The sequence below is a fragment of the Enterococcus durans genome (assembly GCF_002277935.1).
Lineage (GTDB): Bacteria > Bacillota > Bacilli > Lactobacillales > Enterococcaceae > Enterococcus_B > Enterococcus_B durans.
The window spans coordinates 2,836,918-2,854,532 of sequence record NZ_CP022930.1; the positions used below are offsets into that span (position 1 = coordinate 2,836,918).

Genomic DNA, 17,615 nt, shown 5'->3' on the forward strand with positions numbered 1-17,615 from the left:
TATCTAAAACTAAAGCAAAGACCCATATCCTCTTATTAAATTAATCCAAATAAATGCATGATCGGAAAGACGAACAACAGACTATCGAATCGGTCTAAGATTCCCCCATGCCCCGGTAAAATATTGCCAGAATCTTTTACATCATAGTGTCGTTTGATCGATGATTCGACTAGATCACCAAACTGGCCAACAATCGATAACAGGATCGTTAACAACAACATGACAAATAGTCCATGGCCAAACAATTCAGTCGACGGATAGAGTAAAAAGTAAAGAATAGCAACTACTAAAGCACTCCCAATACCGCCTAATGCGCCTTCAATGGTTTTGTTCGGTGAGACATCTGGACTTAATTTATGCTTTCCGTATTTTCGTCCGACCATATAGGCACCGATGTCAGTTGCCCAAACAATGAACAGACCAAACAGCAAAACAGGTAGTCCTTCTGTCCGCGCATTGACAAAATTCTGGAAGCCCATCCCAACATATAAACTCACGATTACTGGAAAGCCAGCTTCATCTATCGTATACGTATTTTTGGAAATGACTGCGGTGCCTAATAAGATCATCACAATCAGATAAAACAACATAAATGTATCTGTACCTTCTGATAAAAAGAAAAACCAACGTTCTTTAGGTAATACTAAAACAACTGCGCCAATCGCTGCTAATATCCCTTCAAAACTTAATAATGTCAATCCTTTCATCCTAAACAACTCATATACTCCGATAACAGCTAATAGAGCTGCTACTAATTCAACAGCCAGGCCTCCTAGCCAAAGAATCGGGATAAATAACGCCAATGCTACGACAGCAGTGATCACTCGTTGTCTCATGACTGATCTCCTTCTTTCTCCTTGTTTTTCACACCGCCAAAACGACGATCTCTATTTTGAAATGAAGCAATCGCCTCTTCTAGATGTGCTCCATCAAAATCAGGCCATAATGCTTTGGTAAAGTACAATTCACTATAAGCAAGTTGCCAAAGTAAAAAGTTGCTGATTCTTTCTTCTCCGCTTGTCCGAATGACAAGTTCAGGATCTCGAAGTTCAGTTGGTAAAAAACCCGTCATGAGATGTTCAGCAATCAGTGTATCATCGATCTCTTCAATTGATTTTTCTTCATTTCTGACTTCAGTAGCAATTGCTTTTACTGCCGTCACGATTTCCGCTCTACTTCCGTAGTTCAAAGCAAAGTTGAGTACCATCCCTGTATTGTCTTTTGTTTGTTCGATCGCACGTTTCACTGCATCCTGTGTATGTTCAGGTAATAGATCTTCATACCCCATCACATGGACCTTCACATTTTCCTTGATCAGCTCCGGTACGAATGTGTCAAAGAAGTCAACGGGAAGCTGCATCAAAAAGCTTACTTCATCCTTGGGCCTTTTCCAGTTTTCTGTGGAGAACGCATAAAGAGTCAATACTTTGACACCTAATCTGGAAGCTTGTTTCGTTACTTTTTTTACTGTTTCCATACCTTCTTTATGTCCAGCCACACGAGGCAATCGTCGGTTTTGTGCCCATCGCCCATTGCCATCCATAATGATTGCTATGTGTTGCGGAATTGGGCCATCACTATTGAAACGAAGCTCACTTTTTTCTTGAATATATTTGTTTTTTTGCGGAAAAAAACGTAACATTCTTTTTCCTCCTATACTAAAAAATTACCACTATCTCTGCTATTATAGCAATATATATAGTCATTTCCTACGGTCTAGCGGTTTTTTTTCTTTTTTTCACTAAGATTTTTCATTTTTTTAACTTTTGATTGCTATTAGTAAAATAAAGAAGCCACTTCTCTTATCAAAGCTTCTCTTTTTTGACACTTCCTATTGAGTAGTGCCACAACTTCAAAAAGAAAGCTGATTCCTCTCGTTAACAGCTTTCACTATTGGCGAGATGAACCAGCTTTTTCTACTTTCTGATCGATACACTGATCAAGAGACTCTTAGTTAAAAAAACATCGATTGATTTTTAAATAACGCTTAAACTTCTAATAGTTCTTTTTCTTTTTCAGCAGCGATTTTATCTACTTCTTTGATACTATTGTCAGTCAAGGTCTGTACTTCTTTTTCTAGACCACGTAGATCATCTTCTGTGATGTCTCCATTTTTTTGTTGTTTTTTATATTCATCAATTGCGTCACGACGAATATTACGTACAGCGATTTTTGCATTTTCTGCTTCTTTTTTTACGTCCTTCGCTAATTCTTTACGACGTTCTTCTGTTAATTGTGGAATCACTAAACGGATCACATTCCCATCATTTGTTGGGCTGATGCCGATATCACTTGTCATTATTGCTTTTTCTACATCTTGAAGAATACTTTTATCAAATGGTGTGATCATCAAAATGCGTGCTTCTGGAATTTGGATAGAAGCCATTTGGTTTAGTGGTGTAGGTACCCCGTAATAATTTACAGTGATACGGTCCAATAAGCTTGCATTGGCACGTCCTGCACGGATCTGTCCTAATTCACGTTGTAGATTTTGTGCTGCTTTATGCATTTTTTCTTTTGCTTCTGTCATAATTGCATCTGCCATTTTTATTTCCCCCTAACTGTAGTTCCGATATTTTCGCCTAAGATAGCGCGTCGGATATTTCCATGTTCATTCAAATTGAAGACAAGTAGCGGAATATCATTGTCCATGCTCAATGAGCTGGCAGTTGAATCCATCACTTGCAATCCTTTTGAGATAACTTCTAAATGAGTCAGTTCTTCAAATTTAACTGCGTTGGCATCCACTTTTGGATCGGCTGAATAAACACCATCAACATTGTTTTTAGCCATTAAAATAACGTCAGCTCCGATCTCAGCTGCTCTTAGTGCTGCTGTAGTATCTGTTGAAAAGTAAGGATTCCCTGTGCCACCTGCAAAAATGACGATCCGTCCCTTTTCTAAATGACGTTCTGCTTTTCTGCGGATATAAGGTTCCGCGATCTGGCGCATTTCGATTGAAGTTTGTACACGCGTTGGTACACCAACATTTTCTAACGTGTCTTGTAATGCTAAGGCATTCATCACCGTTGCCAGCATACCCATGTAATCTGCTTGAGCACGTTCCATCCCCATTTGAGCACCGATTTGTCCGCGCCAAATATTACCGCCACCAACAACGATTGCCATTTCAACGCCTAGTTCGTGCACCTCTTTGATTTCTTGGATAATTTCTTTGATGACTGGCGGTTTAATACCAAACCCTTCATCTCCAGCTAAAGCTTCTCCACTTAATTTTAAGACTACACGCTGATATTTCGGTGTGACCATGTTCATTCCTCCAATATTTTCTATTGCTATTTTACCATATCCAGATAATTTAGCCACTAAAGTCGAGCATTTTCTTTCTATGCCTAAAAAAAAGAGCTGTGACATACGTCGCTGCTCCTTGTTAAATTTCAGCTAAGCGTTGTTTCTAAACATCAGCTTCCAAGAACGATTCTTGAAAAGCTTTGATGTTTAGAGAACAGACGCTAAATAACTCTTGTGAATTATTTTTTCACTTGACTCATTACTTCTTCTACAAAGTTGTCTTCGCGTTTTTCGATACCTTCGCCGACTTCGAAACGTACGAATGTTTTCACAGTAGCACCTTTAGATGCAACATATTTTTCAACAGTCATATCAGGATCTTTAACGAAAGGTTGGTCAACCAATGCGATTTCTGCTTTGAATTTCTTCAAGCGGCCTTCAACCATTTTTTCAACGATTTTTGCAGGTTTGCCTTCGTTAAGTGCTTGTTCAGTAAGAACAGTTTTTTCATGTTCTAATTCTTCTTCTGGGATTTGAGTTTCGTTTACGTAACGAGGGTTGATAGCTGCTACGTGCATTGCTACATCTCTGGCAACAGTTTCGTCAGTTGTACCTTCCAAAACAGTTAATACAGCGATACGTCCGCCCATGTGTAAGTAGCCACCGAATGCTGCATTGTCATCTTTTTCAACAACTTCGAAACGACGGAAGCTGATTTTTTCACCGATAACTTGCGTTGCTTCAATCAAATCAGATTCGATTGTTCCTTTTTCTGTTTTGATTTTCATAGCTGCATCCATGTCTGCAGGTTTGTTTTCTGCAACAAGTTCAGCGATTTCTTTTACTAAATCTTGGAACATTTCATTTTTAGAAACAAAGTCAGTTTCTGAGTTTACTTCAACGATTGCAGCAGTGTTACCTTTCACTGCTACTGAAGCTAGACCTTCTGCTGCGATACGGTCATTTTTCTTCGCTGCTTTAGCCATTCCTTTTTCACGTAAAAGATCAACTGCTTTTTCCATGTCGCCTTCTACTTCAACTAATGCTCTTTTCGCATCCATCATACCTACGCCTGTCATTTCGCGTAGTTCTTTTACCATTTTAGCTGTTACGTCTGCCATTTTTTGTATCCTCCTGTATTTTCTTTTTAAAAAAAGCTGTTTCAAAGGAGAGTGAGGCTTGTCGCCTAGCCTTTGAAACAGCTCCATCATTTAAGAATTATTCTGCTGAAGAGTTGTCGCCTTCAACAACGTCAACGATTTCTTCGATTGATGTTGCAGTGTTTTCTGCTACAAAATCTTCTTCAACTACTTGATCTTCACCTTGGTTTCCTTCGATGAATGCATCAGCCATTTTTGAAGTGATCAATTTAACGGCACGGATTGCATCGTCATTTGAAGGGATAACTACGTCGATTTCATCTGGATCGCAGTTTGTATCAACCATAGCTACGATAGGGATATTTAATTTATGCGCTTCTTGAACAGCGATACGTTCTTTACGAGGGTCAACGATGTACATTACATCTGGGATTCTTGGCATATCAGCGATACCGCCTAAGAATTTTTCAAGACGTTCACGTTGTTTGTTCAAACCAGCAACTTCTTTTTTAGGTAGAACTTCAAAAGTTCCGTCTTCTTCCATTGCATTGATTTGTTTCAAACGGCTGATACGTTTTTGGATTGTATCCCAGTTAGTCAATGTTCCACCTAACCAACGATGGTTAACGTAGTATTGTCCAGCACGTGTTGCTTCATCTTTGATTGCTTCTTGTGCTTGTTTTTTAGTACCTACAAATAAAGCTACGCCGCCTTCTTCTGCAACGTTTTTCATGTAGTCGTAAGCTGCATCTACTAACTTAACTGTTTTTTGTAAGTCAATGATGTAGATTCCGTTTCTTTCTGTGAAGATATATTTCTTCATTTTTGGGTTCCAGCGACGTGTTTGGTGACCAAAGTGTACGCCAGCTTCTAGTAATTGTTTCATTGAAATTACTGCCATTTTTTGTTTCCTCCGATTTGGTTTTATTTTCCCTCTTCTTGTCTTCTACCTCGCTGACAAACTTTTGCAAGCACCTATCAACGATCCAACGAGAATGTGGATTTATTGATGCAGTTCAGCATCCTCGAGTATTATACAAGCAACTGACTTGCTACGCAATACTTAATAAGGATTTTCTGCTCAACATTCAATATTTTACCTGATATACTGTTAAATATCAAGAAAAATCTCATTCTTTATTTATAACTTTTAATCTTCCTGTTTTAAAATGATAGCGCAACCATAAAAGGAGCCTTATTTACTAGAGTTATCTCATAAAACAAATTATTATTGGGAAATTCTTTTATTTTTTGATATGATACATGTGAAATCTTTCGTAAAGGAGAAAGAATATGCGTAAAGCTGAGCGACATTTATTGATTAAACAGGTGATCGATGAATTTACGATCCGTACACAAGAAGAATTGTTAGCAAAATTGAGTGACTACGGTGTTAATGCTACTCAAGCAACGATTTCTCGCGATATCCGTGATTTAAAAATCGTCAAAGCCCCTGACGAGAATGGCATTTCACGCTTTGTGTTCTTTCAGGGAAAAGAAGGATCAGAAGCAAAAAACGAGGATGAAAAACGGCTGATCCAAATGATCGAAGATATTGTTTTAAAAGTAGAACGCGTCCACTTTTTGACAATCGTTCATACTTTACCGGACAACGCACCCCTTTTCGCTGCTGTGTTGGATGAAATCAAACCACCTCACATCGTTAGCACAATTGCCGGGTTCGATACTACGATCATCATTTCTCAAAACGAAGCGGATGCACAATTAGTTGAAGACTTTTTACATCATCCAAAAGATGCATCTATTTTTTAGTTCAGTAAGGGCTTATTGTATTTAGGATGTCCGTTCTCCCCTTGCTTACCTCATTCAAAAGAGCCGTCCATCACAAACTAGAGGGTCGTGATGGACAGCTTTTTTTTGGCTATTTAAAACAAAAACATTTGATTCACTCATCTGTTCTTCTGATGAGTTTTGGTACTTTCTAGTGGAATCGTGCCTTTTTACATTTTATCTGGCGCATGTAGACCAAGTAAGCGTAAATCTTCTTTCAAAAGCACTGATACTGCATACACAAGAGCTAAGCGAGATTCTTTTTGATCATCCTCCGCCAAGATTTTTGTATGTGCGTAATATTTATTGAACGCTTGTGCTAATTTGATTGCATGTTTTGCAATGATTGAAGGTTCATATTTTTCACCAGCTGATAGTACTGTTTCTGGATATTTTTGGATCAGCTTCACTACTTCCCAGCTGTTTTCATCATCTAATGCATATGTGTGTTCTTCTGATGGTTTAAATCCTGCTTTTTCCATCAAGCTGATGGCACGAGCATGTGTATATTGTACATATGGGCCAGTTTCACCTTCAAAACGAACGACTTCTTCAAGATTGAAGTCAAAGGTATTCAAACGATCATTTTTTAAATCATGGAAAATAACTGCCCCTACCCCAACTTGTTTAGCTACAACATCTTTATTTGCTAGATCAGGATTTTTCTCACTGATTTGTTCTTTTGCTGATTGAATTGCTTCATTAAGCACTTCTTCCAATAAAACGATCTTTCCTTTACGTGTTGATAATTTCTTACCACCTTGAGTGATCAATCCAAATGGAATATGATGCATATCATCTGACCAGTCAAATCCTAATTCTTTCAAGACAGCTTTTAATTGTTTGAAATGGTAACTTTGTTCATTCCCAACAACGTATAGAGATTGCTTGAAGTCATACGTACGTTTGCGATAAAGAGCAGCTGCCAAATCACGAGTGATGTATAGCGTTGCACCATCTGATTTTTTGATCAGTGCTGGATTCAAATCGTATTCTGAAAGGTCAACGATTTCCGCACCTTTATCTTCGTTCAATAAATGTTTTTCTTCTAAAAGTTCAACGATCTCATCCATCTTATCATTGTAGAATGCTTCTCCATTCAATGAATCAAAGCGAACTTCTAACAGGTCATAGATTTTGTTGAACTCTTTCATTGACTCATCGCGGAACCATTGCCATAGTTCGATTGCTTCTTTGTCGCCTTCTTCTAAACGTTTGAACCAAGAACGCGCTTCGTCATTCAATTCTGGTTCTGTTTCTGCTACTTCATGGAATTGGACATACAAACGTAATAATTCATTGATTGGTTCAGATTTTACTGCTTCTTCTGATCCCCATTTTTTATAGGCAACGATCAATTTACCAAACTGTGTGCCCCAGTCACCTAGGTGATTGATGCGGATTGGTTGATACCCTAATTTTTCCATAATAAATCCAATGGAATTTCCGATAACAGTAGAACGCAAATGTCCCATAGAAATTGGTTTTGCGATATTTGGTGAAGACATGTCGATCGGTACGCTTCCATTATTGCCGATCGTGCTGTCTCCGTAGTGTTCTTTTTCTTTTACGACAGAAGCTAGAACATCTTTACTGATCACTGCTTTGTTCATAAAGAAATTCAAATAGGGACCCACAACTTCGATTTTTTCAAAATTAGTTGAATCTATTTTTTCGGCTAAATCTGCCGCGATTTGCTGTGGTGCCTTTCGATAGATTTTTGCTAATGAGAAAGCAGGAAATGCCACATCTCCATGATCCGCAGATTTTGGATTTTCCAATAGTTTCTCTACTTCTTCGAGTGTTAAATCTTCTTTAACGACATCATAAACGGCTTTTGCAACCACATCTTTATTGTTCATTTGACTTCCTCCTATTGATACTTGGTTTGCTAAAAACAAAAAAAATCTCTAGTAATTATACATGTATAATTACTAGAGACGAGTTATCCCGCGGTACCACTCCAATTGTCCTATTCTTTAGGACCCACTTTATCTGTTAACGGCAGATGACCGTCTGTCTCAGACAGAGTTCTCCAAGTGCGCTTCATTGTATTTTCTTCGTTTGGCTTCCACCAGCTCCAAACTCGCTTTGATCAGATTTATACAATTACTCTCTTGTTCAGCAAACTGTAACTTATTAAACTTAACATGAATTATAACAGATAAAAAAATTAATGGCTAGGATTTCTTATAAAAAAATGTCCAGAAGGCCTAAAGGAGAATAAATTCCGACTGGACATTTTTTAGCAAAGTGAATGTTCTAAGGAGTCTCAATTGCTCTTACGCAGTTCATTTGTCTGCTACAATGATCGTTCCTTCTTCAGATGCTAGAAGATTTTCAATGTTCTCTAGTGAAGTAATGATAGCCTTCCCATCTGGTTTTGCTTCAACAAATGCAATGGCTGCTTCAACTTTAGGCAACATACTTCCTGGTGCAAATTGATTTTCATCAATATATTGTTTCATTTCTGATACTGTAACAGTTTCCAGTTTCTTTTGATCTGGTTTTTGATAATTTACATAGACATTATCGACACCTGTCAAAACAATCAATAGATCTGCATCAATGATCTCCGCTAACTTTTCAGAGGCAAAATCTTTATCGATGACTGCTTCTCTTCCTTCAAGACCAGTGGCTGTTTCTACCACTGGGATACCTCCGCCACCAACAGAAACAGTGATGACACCTTGTTCAACTAGTGCTTTGATAACTCGAGCTTCTTTGATTGAGATTGGTTTAGGGGAAGCAACCACTTTTCTCCATCCACGGCCTGCATCTTCTTTAAAGGTAGCAGCTGAGTCTGATTCCATTTGGCCTTTTGCTTCTTCTTCGGTGAAGAATGGTCCAACAGGCTTCGTTGGATTTTTGAAGGATGGGTCATTTTCATCAACGATTACTTGAGTGACTAAAGAAACAACATCCTTATCGATATTTTTTTCTTTGAGAACTTCACCCATAGCATTTTGCAACCAATAGCCGATAGAACCTTCCGTCATTGCGACACAAGTATCTAAAGGCATTGCTGGAGTTTTTTCTGAATCAGCAGCTTGTTGTTGGATCAATAAATTCCCAACTTGAGGTCCGTTCCCATGTGAGATGATCAGTTCATCTCCTTGTTCAATGAATTTCACTAAATATTTTGCTGTTTCCTTCAGTGCATCTTGTTGTGCTTTTGCGCTAGCATCAGTAGATAAAATTGCGTTGCCTCCTAATGCGACAACTACTTTACGATTGGCCATATTTCGTCTTCCTTTCTTCAGATAATTCTGAATTTTTCCGATGACAAAACAAGCCAGCAATTTGCTACAATGAGGAAAGCTGACTCGTTTTATCGATGAGATGAATGTGGTTAAACGTTAGACACGAGGGATGAACAAGTTTCCAAGTGTCGCTGCCATGATTGCTTTGATCGAATGCATACGATTTTCTGCTTGATCAAATTGGCGAGCATATTTACTGCGGAATACTTCGTCCGTTACTTCCATTTCTGTAATACCAAAACGTTCTTTCATTTGTTCACCGTAAACTGTGTTTGTATCGTGGAATGCTGGTAAGCAGTGTAAGAAAATCAAACGGTCTGTGTTATGTGTTTTTTCAACCATTTCCATGTTGATTTGATAAGGTTTCAATAATTTGATTCTTTCTTCAAATTTATCTTCTTCACCCATTGATACCCAAACATCTGAGTAAAGGACATCTGCTCCGTCCACACCTTTGTCGACGTCATCAGTGATCATTAATTTTGCACCAGATTTAGCAGCGAATCCTTCTGCCATCTTCACGATTTCTTCTTCTGGCTGTAAGTCTTTAGGTGCGACAATACGCATATTTGTTCCTAAAATAGCACCAGTTACAAGCAATGAATTAGCCATGTTGTTACGGCCGTCTCCACAGTAAGCCACTGTAATACCTTCAACAGTTCCAAAGTTTTCTTGGATAGTCAAGAAGTCAGCGATCATTTGTGTTGGGTGCCATTCATCTGTTAAACCATTCCATACAGGTACGCCTGAGAATTCAGCAAGTTCTTCAACCATTTTTTGGCTAAAGCCACGGAATTCAATACCGTCAAACATTCGACCTAATACTTTGGCAGTATCTTCAGTTGATTCTTTTTTGCCTAATTGGATGTCGTTTGCACCAAGATATTCAGGATGTGCACCTAGATCGATTGCTGCAGTAGTAAATGCTGAACGTGTACGAGTAGAAGTTTTTTCGAATAGAAGAGCAATATTTTTCCCTTCTAAGTAGTGATGAGGAATCCCGCGTTTTTTCAAATCTTTTAAGTGTTCAGAAAAATCGATCAAATACTGTAATTCTTCTTTTGTAAAATCTTTTTCTGCTAATAAACTTCTTCCTTGAAATACTGATTCTTTCATAACTAACATTCTCCTTTAGGTTGTTTTATTTAGTTTTTAAAGAGGAAACCCAGCGACAGCTGACAGTTAGACTGCCACTGGGAAACAAACTATTTCAAATCTTCACGTACTAATGGTTGGCTCATGCAGCGAGGACCGCCACGGCCACGTGACAATTCACTTGAATTGATTTCCAACACTTTGATACCATAGCTGCGTAACAATTCGTTAGAAACATAGTTACGGTTGTAAGTCACCACAACTCCAGGAGCGATTGCTAACGTATTTGAGCCGTCATTCCATTGTTCACGAGGAGCAACGATGGCATCGCCATTTCCGGTTGGGATCAAGACTAGATCGTCTAAGCCTAACGCTTCTTTCATTGTCGCATGAAGATCATCTGAGTGACTGATTTTAATGTCATCACCTGCAGGCTCGATCGTAAAGACATCGATTTTTCCTTCTTTGCTTTGGATTGCTGGATGAATCGTGAATTTATCGTGATCAACCATTGTAAATACCGTATCCAAATGCATCATTGCGCGGTTATTTGGAATCTTGATAGCCAATACTTTTTCAAATCCTGAATTTTTTTCGAATAAGTGACGTGCTAATTTTTCTAGCGCTTTGGCACTGGTACGTTGAGAAATCCCGACTGCGACTACTTTATCGCTTAGGATCAATTCATCGCCGCCTTCGATATGATCTGGGTTTTCACGATCTAACCAAACTTCTACCCCTTTGTTAGCGAAGCGAGGATGATGTTTCAAAATATATTCTGTAAACATCGATTCGCGTCGGCGAGCTTCAAATGTCATTTTGTTGACAGTCATCCCATTTCCCATTGATGCGGAAGGGTCGCGAGTGAAGTAAAGGTTTGGCATTGGATCCATATAAAACGGATAATCGTCATCAGCTGATAAGTCGTATAAACTATTTGAACGGACTTCGATATCTTTCGTACGTACCCCAGCCATGATTTTATCTACCATTTCTTGTGTTTCCATTGATAGAAGGAACTCATGAAGACCGTCTCTTACAGCAGCCGATGCAATGTGTGATTCGTCTAACATTTTGTTCAAGAATTGCTCTTTCACATTACCTGCATCGATTGCTTCTGCTGCTAATTTTTCCAGATACAAAGTTTCGACGCCTTCATTTTGCAATGTTTTTGCAAAATTATCATGTTCTTCTTGTGCGATTGGTAGATAGGGAATATCATCGAACAACAAACGGTCCATGATGTCTGGTGTTAAATTTTCCACTTCTTGTCCAGGTCGTTTCAATAAAACTGTCTTTAACTTTCCTATCTCAGAGAAAACGTGAATAGGTTTTTCCATGTTGTGTTGCCTCCTTCGTTTTGATTACATACTTAGAATACAGCCCTTTTGTAATCTCTTTCATAATTTCATCTCATCTAAAACGAGAGTTTTTTCACATTATTAAAGGATAATTAAATAATTAAACGTTTTTACATTTTTTATCAACTTTTCTCTCTTTATTTATACTGAAATCACTATCAAAAAAATATTTATTCATAAAAAAATATTTTTTGAATAAGCTAAAAAATACTTCTTTTTCAATCATGTTAGCGATTACTTTATTAGTGATTATTGTTTTTTATACAGAATAAGCAGGTGGAAAACGACATTATTCAAATCGAATGTATAATTTTTACATAATAACAAAAAAATTTTTTTATAAAGAAAAAAAACAGAAATTTTTATCCAAAGTAATAACTTTACTTTTTTCGAAAAAAAAGCCACAATATTAATAGTTAAAAGTAAGGAGCGGAAATTTTATGCGGGTAAATAGAATTGATTTTCACTTTTCAAAACTACGGTATCAACCTGATTTTGAAAACTTTACTGATGATGAATTTGAGCAGATAAAAGAACATGCAATCCTTCGTTCTTATAAAAAGGGACAAATTCTCTTTGATGAAGGAGACGAACGCCAACGTCTCTATATTCTTACAGAAGGTCTGGTTCGTTTAGAACGCTATGATGAAAGCGCCACGTATTATTATTATGACTATGTTGCTGCAAACAACCTCTTTCCTATGTCTGGAATTTTTGAAGAAAGCACTTATACCTACACAGCACAAGCAATGACTGACATCGAGACATTCTCTTTTCCAGTTTCTTTTTACGAAAAAATTGCTAAAAAAAATTCAAAATATCTGATTTATATGATCCATAAATTATCCAAAGTTGTTGAGATGCATGAACTTCGGATTCAAATCGGGTTGACTTCTAGCGCGTTCGACAGAGTGAAACAAAACTTATTTGTTTTAAAAGAAGAGCTAGGTGTTCCTACAGAAGATGGGCATATCCATATTCCTTACCCTATTACATTAAAAGAACTAGCTGTAAATAGTGGTACAACAAGAGAAACGGCAGGACAAGTAATCAAGCAATTAAAGGATTCAGGATTACTGGATTATGAAAAGAAACGATTTACTTTTTGCAAAGCGGCGGTCACGCCGGCATTAAGAGAATAACTATGAAGAGAATATGGGACAAATCTAATGATTAGTTTTGCTACAGACCATAATTTCGAATAAACAGCGTCCAAAAGTCAGGTTTTTCGGAAATTTCAAAAAAACGAGCAATACAAAAAAACGTATTGTTCGTTTTTTTCTCCAATTTTCCAAACCTAAACGACTTTTATCTCGACCTTTTTTTATCTCAACCATTCAATGTATCGACTACTTCACTTTTTTGAAGAAATAATCGATTACTGGGTTCACCTTACTTACTGCAGTCAAACTGAAATAGATCAAAAATCCCATACTAACTTGGAAAAGGTTTGTAAGTAATGTTGGTGGCATGTGGGTAGATACTATTCTTGTTCCCACCATCATGATCACAGCAGAAGAAAAAAATAAACAAATCTTCCTTAGGTTTGAAGCAACCATCTGGACCAAATGATGTGCAATTAATTTTTCACTTAACTATTGTACTTTTTTACCATAGATTCCTACTAAGCTAAAGGCCTTAATTGTGCTAAACATCCCACATTCAGATAAGGAAGTAGGTAATTTGGATTTTCTTGGATTGATCGATTCCACTCAGAGTTTATAATGGGAATGATGCCTATCGTTCGAATAAAGAAGCTAATCTATGTATTAGAGAACCCTCATATCTACTTCACTATCATTTCACGATTAAAACCGTGGGCTTTCTCGTTCAGAAGTTCTATAAATCGACCATTTTATCCTCCGTTCATCGATGATAATAGTAATAATCGTATTCACTGCTTTTCTTCACACCATTATAAACGATACCTAATATATTGGCTTTTGCAATGGCTAAAAGTTTTTTTGCTTTCAATAGATCTTTTTTGATCGTTTTTTCGCTCACGAACGACTAGCACTACTCCATCTGTTTTGGCTGATAATATTTGGGCATCAGTTACCGAGGCTACAGGTGGCGTATCAAAAATAATCAAGTCATATTGCTTTTTTAGCTCCGCAATGATATCCATCATGCGTTTAGAATCCAACATTTCTGAAGGATTTGGTGGTTTAGGTCCACTTGTCATCACCCATAAATTGTCGATCATCGTTTCAACAATACATTCCTGAATATCCTTTTCTTTGGAGCCTAATAAATTAGTTAATCCATTAATATTTGACAAATGAAATGTTAAAGCAACACTAGGTTTTCTTAAATCCGCATCTACTAGTAAGACTTTCTTTCCACTATTCGCAAAAACTACCGCTAGATTTGCTGAGGTTGTCGACTTCCCTTCACCTGGACCTGATGAAGTAACTACCAATGTTTTCAACTCTTGATCAATTGAAGTAAATTGGATATTTGAGCGTATCGCTCGGTATTGCTCAGGAATCGTAGCCGTTTGATCTGCTACGCTGATCAGCGAAACAGGCATAATCATGTTTTTCTTTTTCATCCAAACGCTCCTTAGACTTGATTTTGTTGTATTCGACTCTCTTTATTTCTCTATTTTCTGTTGTTTTATTTGTTACCTGAACAGCTCGTCCTTTATCAAGTTCTTTACTATTCATTTCGTTGACTGTACCCAAAATAGGAAGTGCAAGTGTTTCTGTAATAAAACGTTCATCTTTGACTGTTTTATCAAGAATTTCCAATAAAAATACAATTCCTATCCCTAATGCTAGACCAAACAAACCTCCAATAACCATGTTTAATTTTTTATTAGGCGAAACTGGCATCGCATTACTTTGCGCCTGTGAGGTGACTGTTACTCTACTCACATCCAAAACTTCTGTTGCTTTTTCTTTGAAGATCGTTGCAAGAATATTGGAAATAGCAGCTGATTTTTCCGGGTCATCAGTCGTTACCTTTATTTGAAACATCTGAGAATCCGCTGACTGGATGACATTTATCATCTCCGTCAGTTCACTTTTTGTCGCTTGGTAAGTTCTCTCAGACAATAATTTTTCATTTACTGCATTGAGGACGACATCTCCTAAAATCATATCTTTATATGTATTAATCAACAGTACATTCGCATTTACATCTGATTGAAGATTCACAACCGTACTATTATTTTTTGATTGAACGATCAATTCAGTTGATGCACTGAATTTAGGTGTAATAAAAAAATGAGTGACTGCCAATGCCCCTGCCAATCCTACTACTGTAGTCAGGATGATCAGCAATAATCGCTTCTTCAATAAGATGAACATTTCTCCCAAGCTGACCATTTCTTCCATTCTTTCGCCACCTTTTCTACTTAATTTTTGCTGGTTATTGTTTTTCGTCTGGTATATTCACTCCCCCAAAAGCAAATGATACTAATGCATAATATAACTCCCCCCCATTTGATGAACATCAAAATAAAATGATTCACATATGTCGTAAGAAAAAGATAAAGCGTTTTCGAAGAAATCCCTATTCTTTCAACGATTTGGTTTACATATAAAATAAGCGGAAGTGTCACTAACATTAAACTTGAACTACAAAGAATGTATGCTAAATAACGTAATACTCGATGCCAAAAACGTCTATTCAGAGAAAGGATGAACGCAAACAAACTGAAAGATACCGTCAAAGAAAACACAATGAATAAATCGATCATTTTTTTATAAGCAAGCAATTTCTTCCCATATATATTGAGCGAACGCATTTCAATCGCTTGTTGTACAGCAGTCACAGCTGATGCTTGTAGTGTCTCTATCGTCAATTGGACTGGCCCATCAAGTGGATAATTCTTATTTTTTGCATAATCCACAATTTTTTCTTTCACTGTTTGTTGCACTATGCTTGATCCTTTTATTTGAAAAACTGAATCTGAATACAAACTATGAATATAGCTCATGATGTTCTCTTCGACCTGTTTTTCTGTTACTACACTACTCAATACGTTTTCTGGGATATTGCTTCCTCTTCCAAGATCACTTATCGTATGATTAATCTCAGCCGTTACTATTTCAACATAATTTGACGATGCAACAGTATTTTCCATAAATAGTTGATTACATAATGTCATTCTAATGATTGTCAAAGTACACGCAAAATACACACTAAGAGAGCAGAGAAACGCTACGATCATTCTTGCTACTTTTCGCCATTTTTTTTTGCTCATTTTCTATTTTTCCAAAAATAAATTATCCACTTTTATTCTAAATGTTCTGAATAACGAAATACAATTTCCAAAACGTTTAGATGATCTATGTAATAATTAACTTCGGCGAGTCCTCCTTACGCTCTAATCTAAATTGAGAAAAAGCATACCTAAAATCGGGATATTTTTACCCAGATAATCATTTATGTTCTTGAATCAATGGACCTTTTATAAGATCAGCAAAAACGAATAGTCGTTGATCTGTCAGCCCAATACTATCGATGGGATAGCAAGTATAAAGGATCAATTTAGGTTGCTCTTTTTGTGTCAGTAATAATTTGATTTCTTCAGCATTTTTATCAAGCACAGCTATTTTATAAATCTGATAACTATAATCGCCATAACTTGCTATTATTTGGATCACATCGCTTTTTTTTATTGCGATCAATTTACCAAATTCATCTGCATTATGTCCTGCTACTAGAGTAGTCCCCAACTCGCCTGGATAGACCGAACCCATATATTGTCCAGCACCTTGACGTAGTATTTCAGCTGAATCTCCGTAATACAAAGGCACATCCAGACTTACCGAGTCTGCTACTACTCTTCCATATCGATAACCAGCTCGAGGATAAACAATTTGACTGGAAAAAATTGTTTGTTCATTGGTTTCGATCGTTTGCCTGTCTAATTCAGGCAATGTCTGCTCATTTTTTTCAAATTTTGGAAGCTCAGACAGAAGAAATAGTTGTAACGAAGACGAAGTAAAATGAATGACAGGTCGCCCTACGATATATACGAGAGAATAGCCACACAATAAGAAAAGGATTGGGATCACTATCATCCCCCGATCCTTTTTAATTTTTTTTGTTTTCTATGCAAGTTTTACTTTCTTACCGATTATGAACGCTCCTGTTGCGGTCAATAGCAATAAGCCAATTGCAAGAAAACTAGATATATGTACTGCGCCCGTTTGTTTGATTGGCTGCTCCGAACTAAAAACAGCTGAAGTCGTACCGTCTGGATTTTGAGTGCCTAATTCGACATGCCCCTCATTCCAACTTAGAACAACCAAACCCAACACGTCTGCTGATTCTGTGATAAGTCGCTGAAGTTCTACAACAGAATCTCTCGGAATGCGCTTAATTAATTCATCCAAAGAATGAACATTAGACAAGTCGGTATCTAAATTTTTGATCAACGATTTTGCTTGCCGAATATTATTGATCACAACCAGTGTTTGCGATTCCGCTAAATCATTTTGCTTTAAATAATTTTCTGTTTGTGTGATGTATGTTTCTGGAACTTGAAATTCATTTCCTTGGACTTCAAGTTTCTGAGTTAATTCATCCAAAATCAATTGCTCTTTTACCGAAATAGCCCCAGCAGCAGCTACAGAACTCGTAAAAAAGAAACTTAGTAACACTACTAATACATACTTTCCAACGTTTTTCATTTTGATTGGACCTCCTTTTTTTAAATTTGAAAGGCTTATACCCCCGAAATAAAAAAATAACATATATAAGCATCTCTACAATTTTATATTAGCATATACCTTTCT

General features: G+C 37.1%; 17 protein-coding genes, 1 pseudogene and 1 other annotated feature. Of the genes and pseudogenes, 2 read left to right on the forward strand and 16 right to left on the reverse strand.

All coding sequences use genetic code 11. The features are described from left to right. Positions 1-35: 35 nt before the first annotated feature. The 6 genes from CJZ72_RS13425 to rpsB form a co-directional block, all read right to left on the reverse strand. Entirely contained in the window at positions 36-836 is an 801-nt protein-coding gene (locus CJZ72_RS13425) for a phosphatidate cytidylyltransferase (protein ID WP_005875931.1), read from the reverse strand. Then, the gene (locus tag CJZ72_RS13430) at positions 833-1,642 is read right to left on the reverse strand and encodes an isoprenyl transferase (RefSeq protein WP_005875933.1); all 810 of its coding nucleotides are present in this window, start codon (positions 1,640-1,642) and stop codon (positions 833-835) included. Before CJZ72_RS13430 ends, CJZ72_RS13425 begins: the two co-directional genes overlap by 4 nt. A 345-nt stretch (positions 1,643-1,987) precedes the next feature. After that, positions 1,988-2,545 carry a ribosome recycling factor gene (gene frr, locus CJZ72_RS13435; RefSeq protein ID WP_005875935.1) on the reverse strand — a complete coding sequence of 186 codons (558 nt, stop codon included), beginning with the start codon at positions 2,543-2,545 and terminating at the stop codon, positions 1,988-1,990. Between the two features lie 2 nt (positions 2,546-2,547). Further along, positions 2,548-3,270 carry a UMP kinase gene (pyrH, locus tag CJZ72_RS13440; RefSeq protein ID WP_005875937.1) on the reverse strand — a complete coding sequence of 241 codons (723 nt, stop codon included), beginning with the start codon at positions 3,268-3,270 and terminating at the stop codon, positions 2,548-2,550. Positions 3,271-3,491: 221 nt separating this feature from the next. Then, a complete protein-coding gene (tsf, locus tag CJZ72_RS13445) occupies positions 3,492-4,373 on the reverse strand; it encodes a translation elongation factor Ts (protein WP_081134988.1) in 882 nt (293 codons plus the stop codon). A gap of 97 nt (positions 4,374-4,470) precedes the next feature. Beyond that, positions 4,471-5,253, reverse strand: a complete 783-nt coding sequence (gene rpsB / locus CJZ72_RS13450; RefSeq protein WP_005875940.1) for a 30S ribosomal protein S2 — start codon at positions 5,251-5,253, stop codon at positions 4,471-4,473. 392 nt (positions 5,254-5,645) lie between these two features. Between rpsB and CJZ72_RS13455 the strand changes: the two genes are divergently transcribed. After that, on the forward strand, positions 5,646-6,125 hold the full coding sequence (locus CJZ72_RS13455; RefSeq protein ID WP_081134987.1) for an arginine repressor: 480 nt from the start codon (positions 5,646-5,648) through the stop codon (positions 6,123-6,125). A gap of 188 nt (positions 6,126-6,313) precedes the next feature. Here the strand turns inward: CJZ72_RS13455 and argS are convergent, their stop codons facing one another. The 4 genes from argS to arcA all read right to left on the reverse strand — a co-directional run bounded on the left by argS (position 6,314) and on the right by arcA (position 11,841). Continuing rightward, entirely contained in the window at positions 6,314-8,005 is a 1,692-nt protein-coding gene (gene argS / locus CJZ72_RS13460; RefSeq protein ID WP_005875943.1) for an arginine--tRNA ligase, read from the reverse strand. A gap of 71 nt (positions 8,006-8,076) precedes the next feature. Beyond that, positions 8,077-8,277, reverse strand: a binding site (T-box leader). A gap of 157 nt (positions 8,278-8,434) precedes the next feature. Next, the gene (arcC, locus tag CJZ72_RS13465) at positions 8,435-9,385 is read right to left on the reverse strand and encodes a carbamate kinase (protein WP_016176452.1); all 951 of its coding nucleotides are present in this window, start codon (positions 9,383-9,385) and stop codon (positions 8,435-8,437) included. Between the two features lie 117 nt (positions 9,386-9,502). Further along, positions 9,503-10,522, reverse strand: coding sequence for an ornithine carbamoyltransferase (argF, locus tag CJZ72_RS13470; RefSeq protein WP_005875947.1), 1,020 nt, complete (start codon positions 10,520-10,522; stop codon positions 9,503-9,505). 89 nt (positions 10,523-10,611) lie between these two features. Then, positions 10,612-11,841, reverse strand: a complete 1,230-nt coding sequence (gene arcA / locus CJZ72_RS13475; RefSeq protein ID WP_005875949.1) for an arginine deiminase — start codon at positions 11,839-11,841, stop codon at positions 10,612-10,614. Positions 11,842-12,302: 461 nt separating this feature from the next. Between arcA and CJZ72_RS13480 the strand changes: the two genes are divergently transcribed. Further along, complete coding sequence (locus CJZ72_RS13480; RefSeq protein WP_005875951.1) at positions 12,303-13,004, forward strand: Crp/Fnr family transcriptional regulator; 702 nt, start codon at positions 12,303-12,305, stop codon at positions 13,002-13,004. Between the two features lie 207 nt (positions 13,005-13,211). Here the strand turns inward: CJZ72_RS13480 and CJZ72_RS14430 are convergent, their stop codons facing one another. From CJZ72_RS14430 to CJZ72_RS13505, 6 genes and pseudogenes are all read right to left on the reverse strand, one after another. Then, positions 13,212-13,421 carry a hypothetical protein gene (locus CJZ72_RS14430; RefSeq protein ID WP_151194949.1) on the reverse strand — a complete coding sequence of 70 codons (210 nt, stop codon included), beginning with the start codon at positions 13,419-13,421 and terminating at the stop codon, positions 13,212-13,214. 307 nt (positions 13,422-13,728) lie between these two features. Further along, positions 13,729-14,401 (reverse strand): annotated as a pseudogene (locus CJZ72_RS13485) (CpsD/CapB family tyrosine-protein kinase). After that, complete coding sequence (locus tag CJZ72_RS13490; RefSeq protein ID WP_081134985.1) at positions 14,346-15,203, reverse strand: YveK family protein; 858 nt, start codon at positions 15,201-15,203, stop codon at positions 14,346-14,348. Before CJZ72_RS13490 ends, CJZ72_RS13485 begins: the two are co-directional and overlap by 56 nt. Before the next feature lie 20 nt (positions 15,204-15,223). After that, positions 15,224-16,075 (reverse strand): hypothetical protein, encoded by an 852-nt coding sequence (locus CJZ72_RS13495; RefSeq protein WP_227260540.1) that lies wholly within the window; start codon positions 16,073-16,075, stop codon positions 15,224-15,226. Between the two features lie 178 nt (positions 16,076-16,253). Then, the gene (locus CJZ72_RS13500) at positions 16,254-16,898 is read right to left on the reverse strand and encodes a class D sortase (protein ID WP_081134984.1); all 645 of its coding nucleotides are present in this window, start codon (positions 16,896-16,898) and stop codon (positions 16,254-16,256) included. A 30-nt stretch (positions 16,899-16,928) separates the two neighbouring features. Further along, a complete protein-coding gene (locus CJZ72_RS13505) occupies positions 16,929-17,510 on the reverse strand; it encodes a hypothetical protein (RefSeq protein WP_081134982.1) in 582 nt (193 codons plus the stop codon). Positions 17,511-17,615 lie beyond the last annotated feature (105 nt).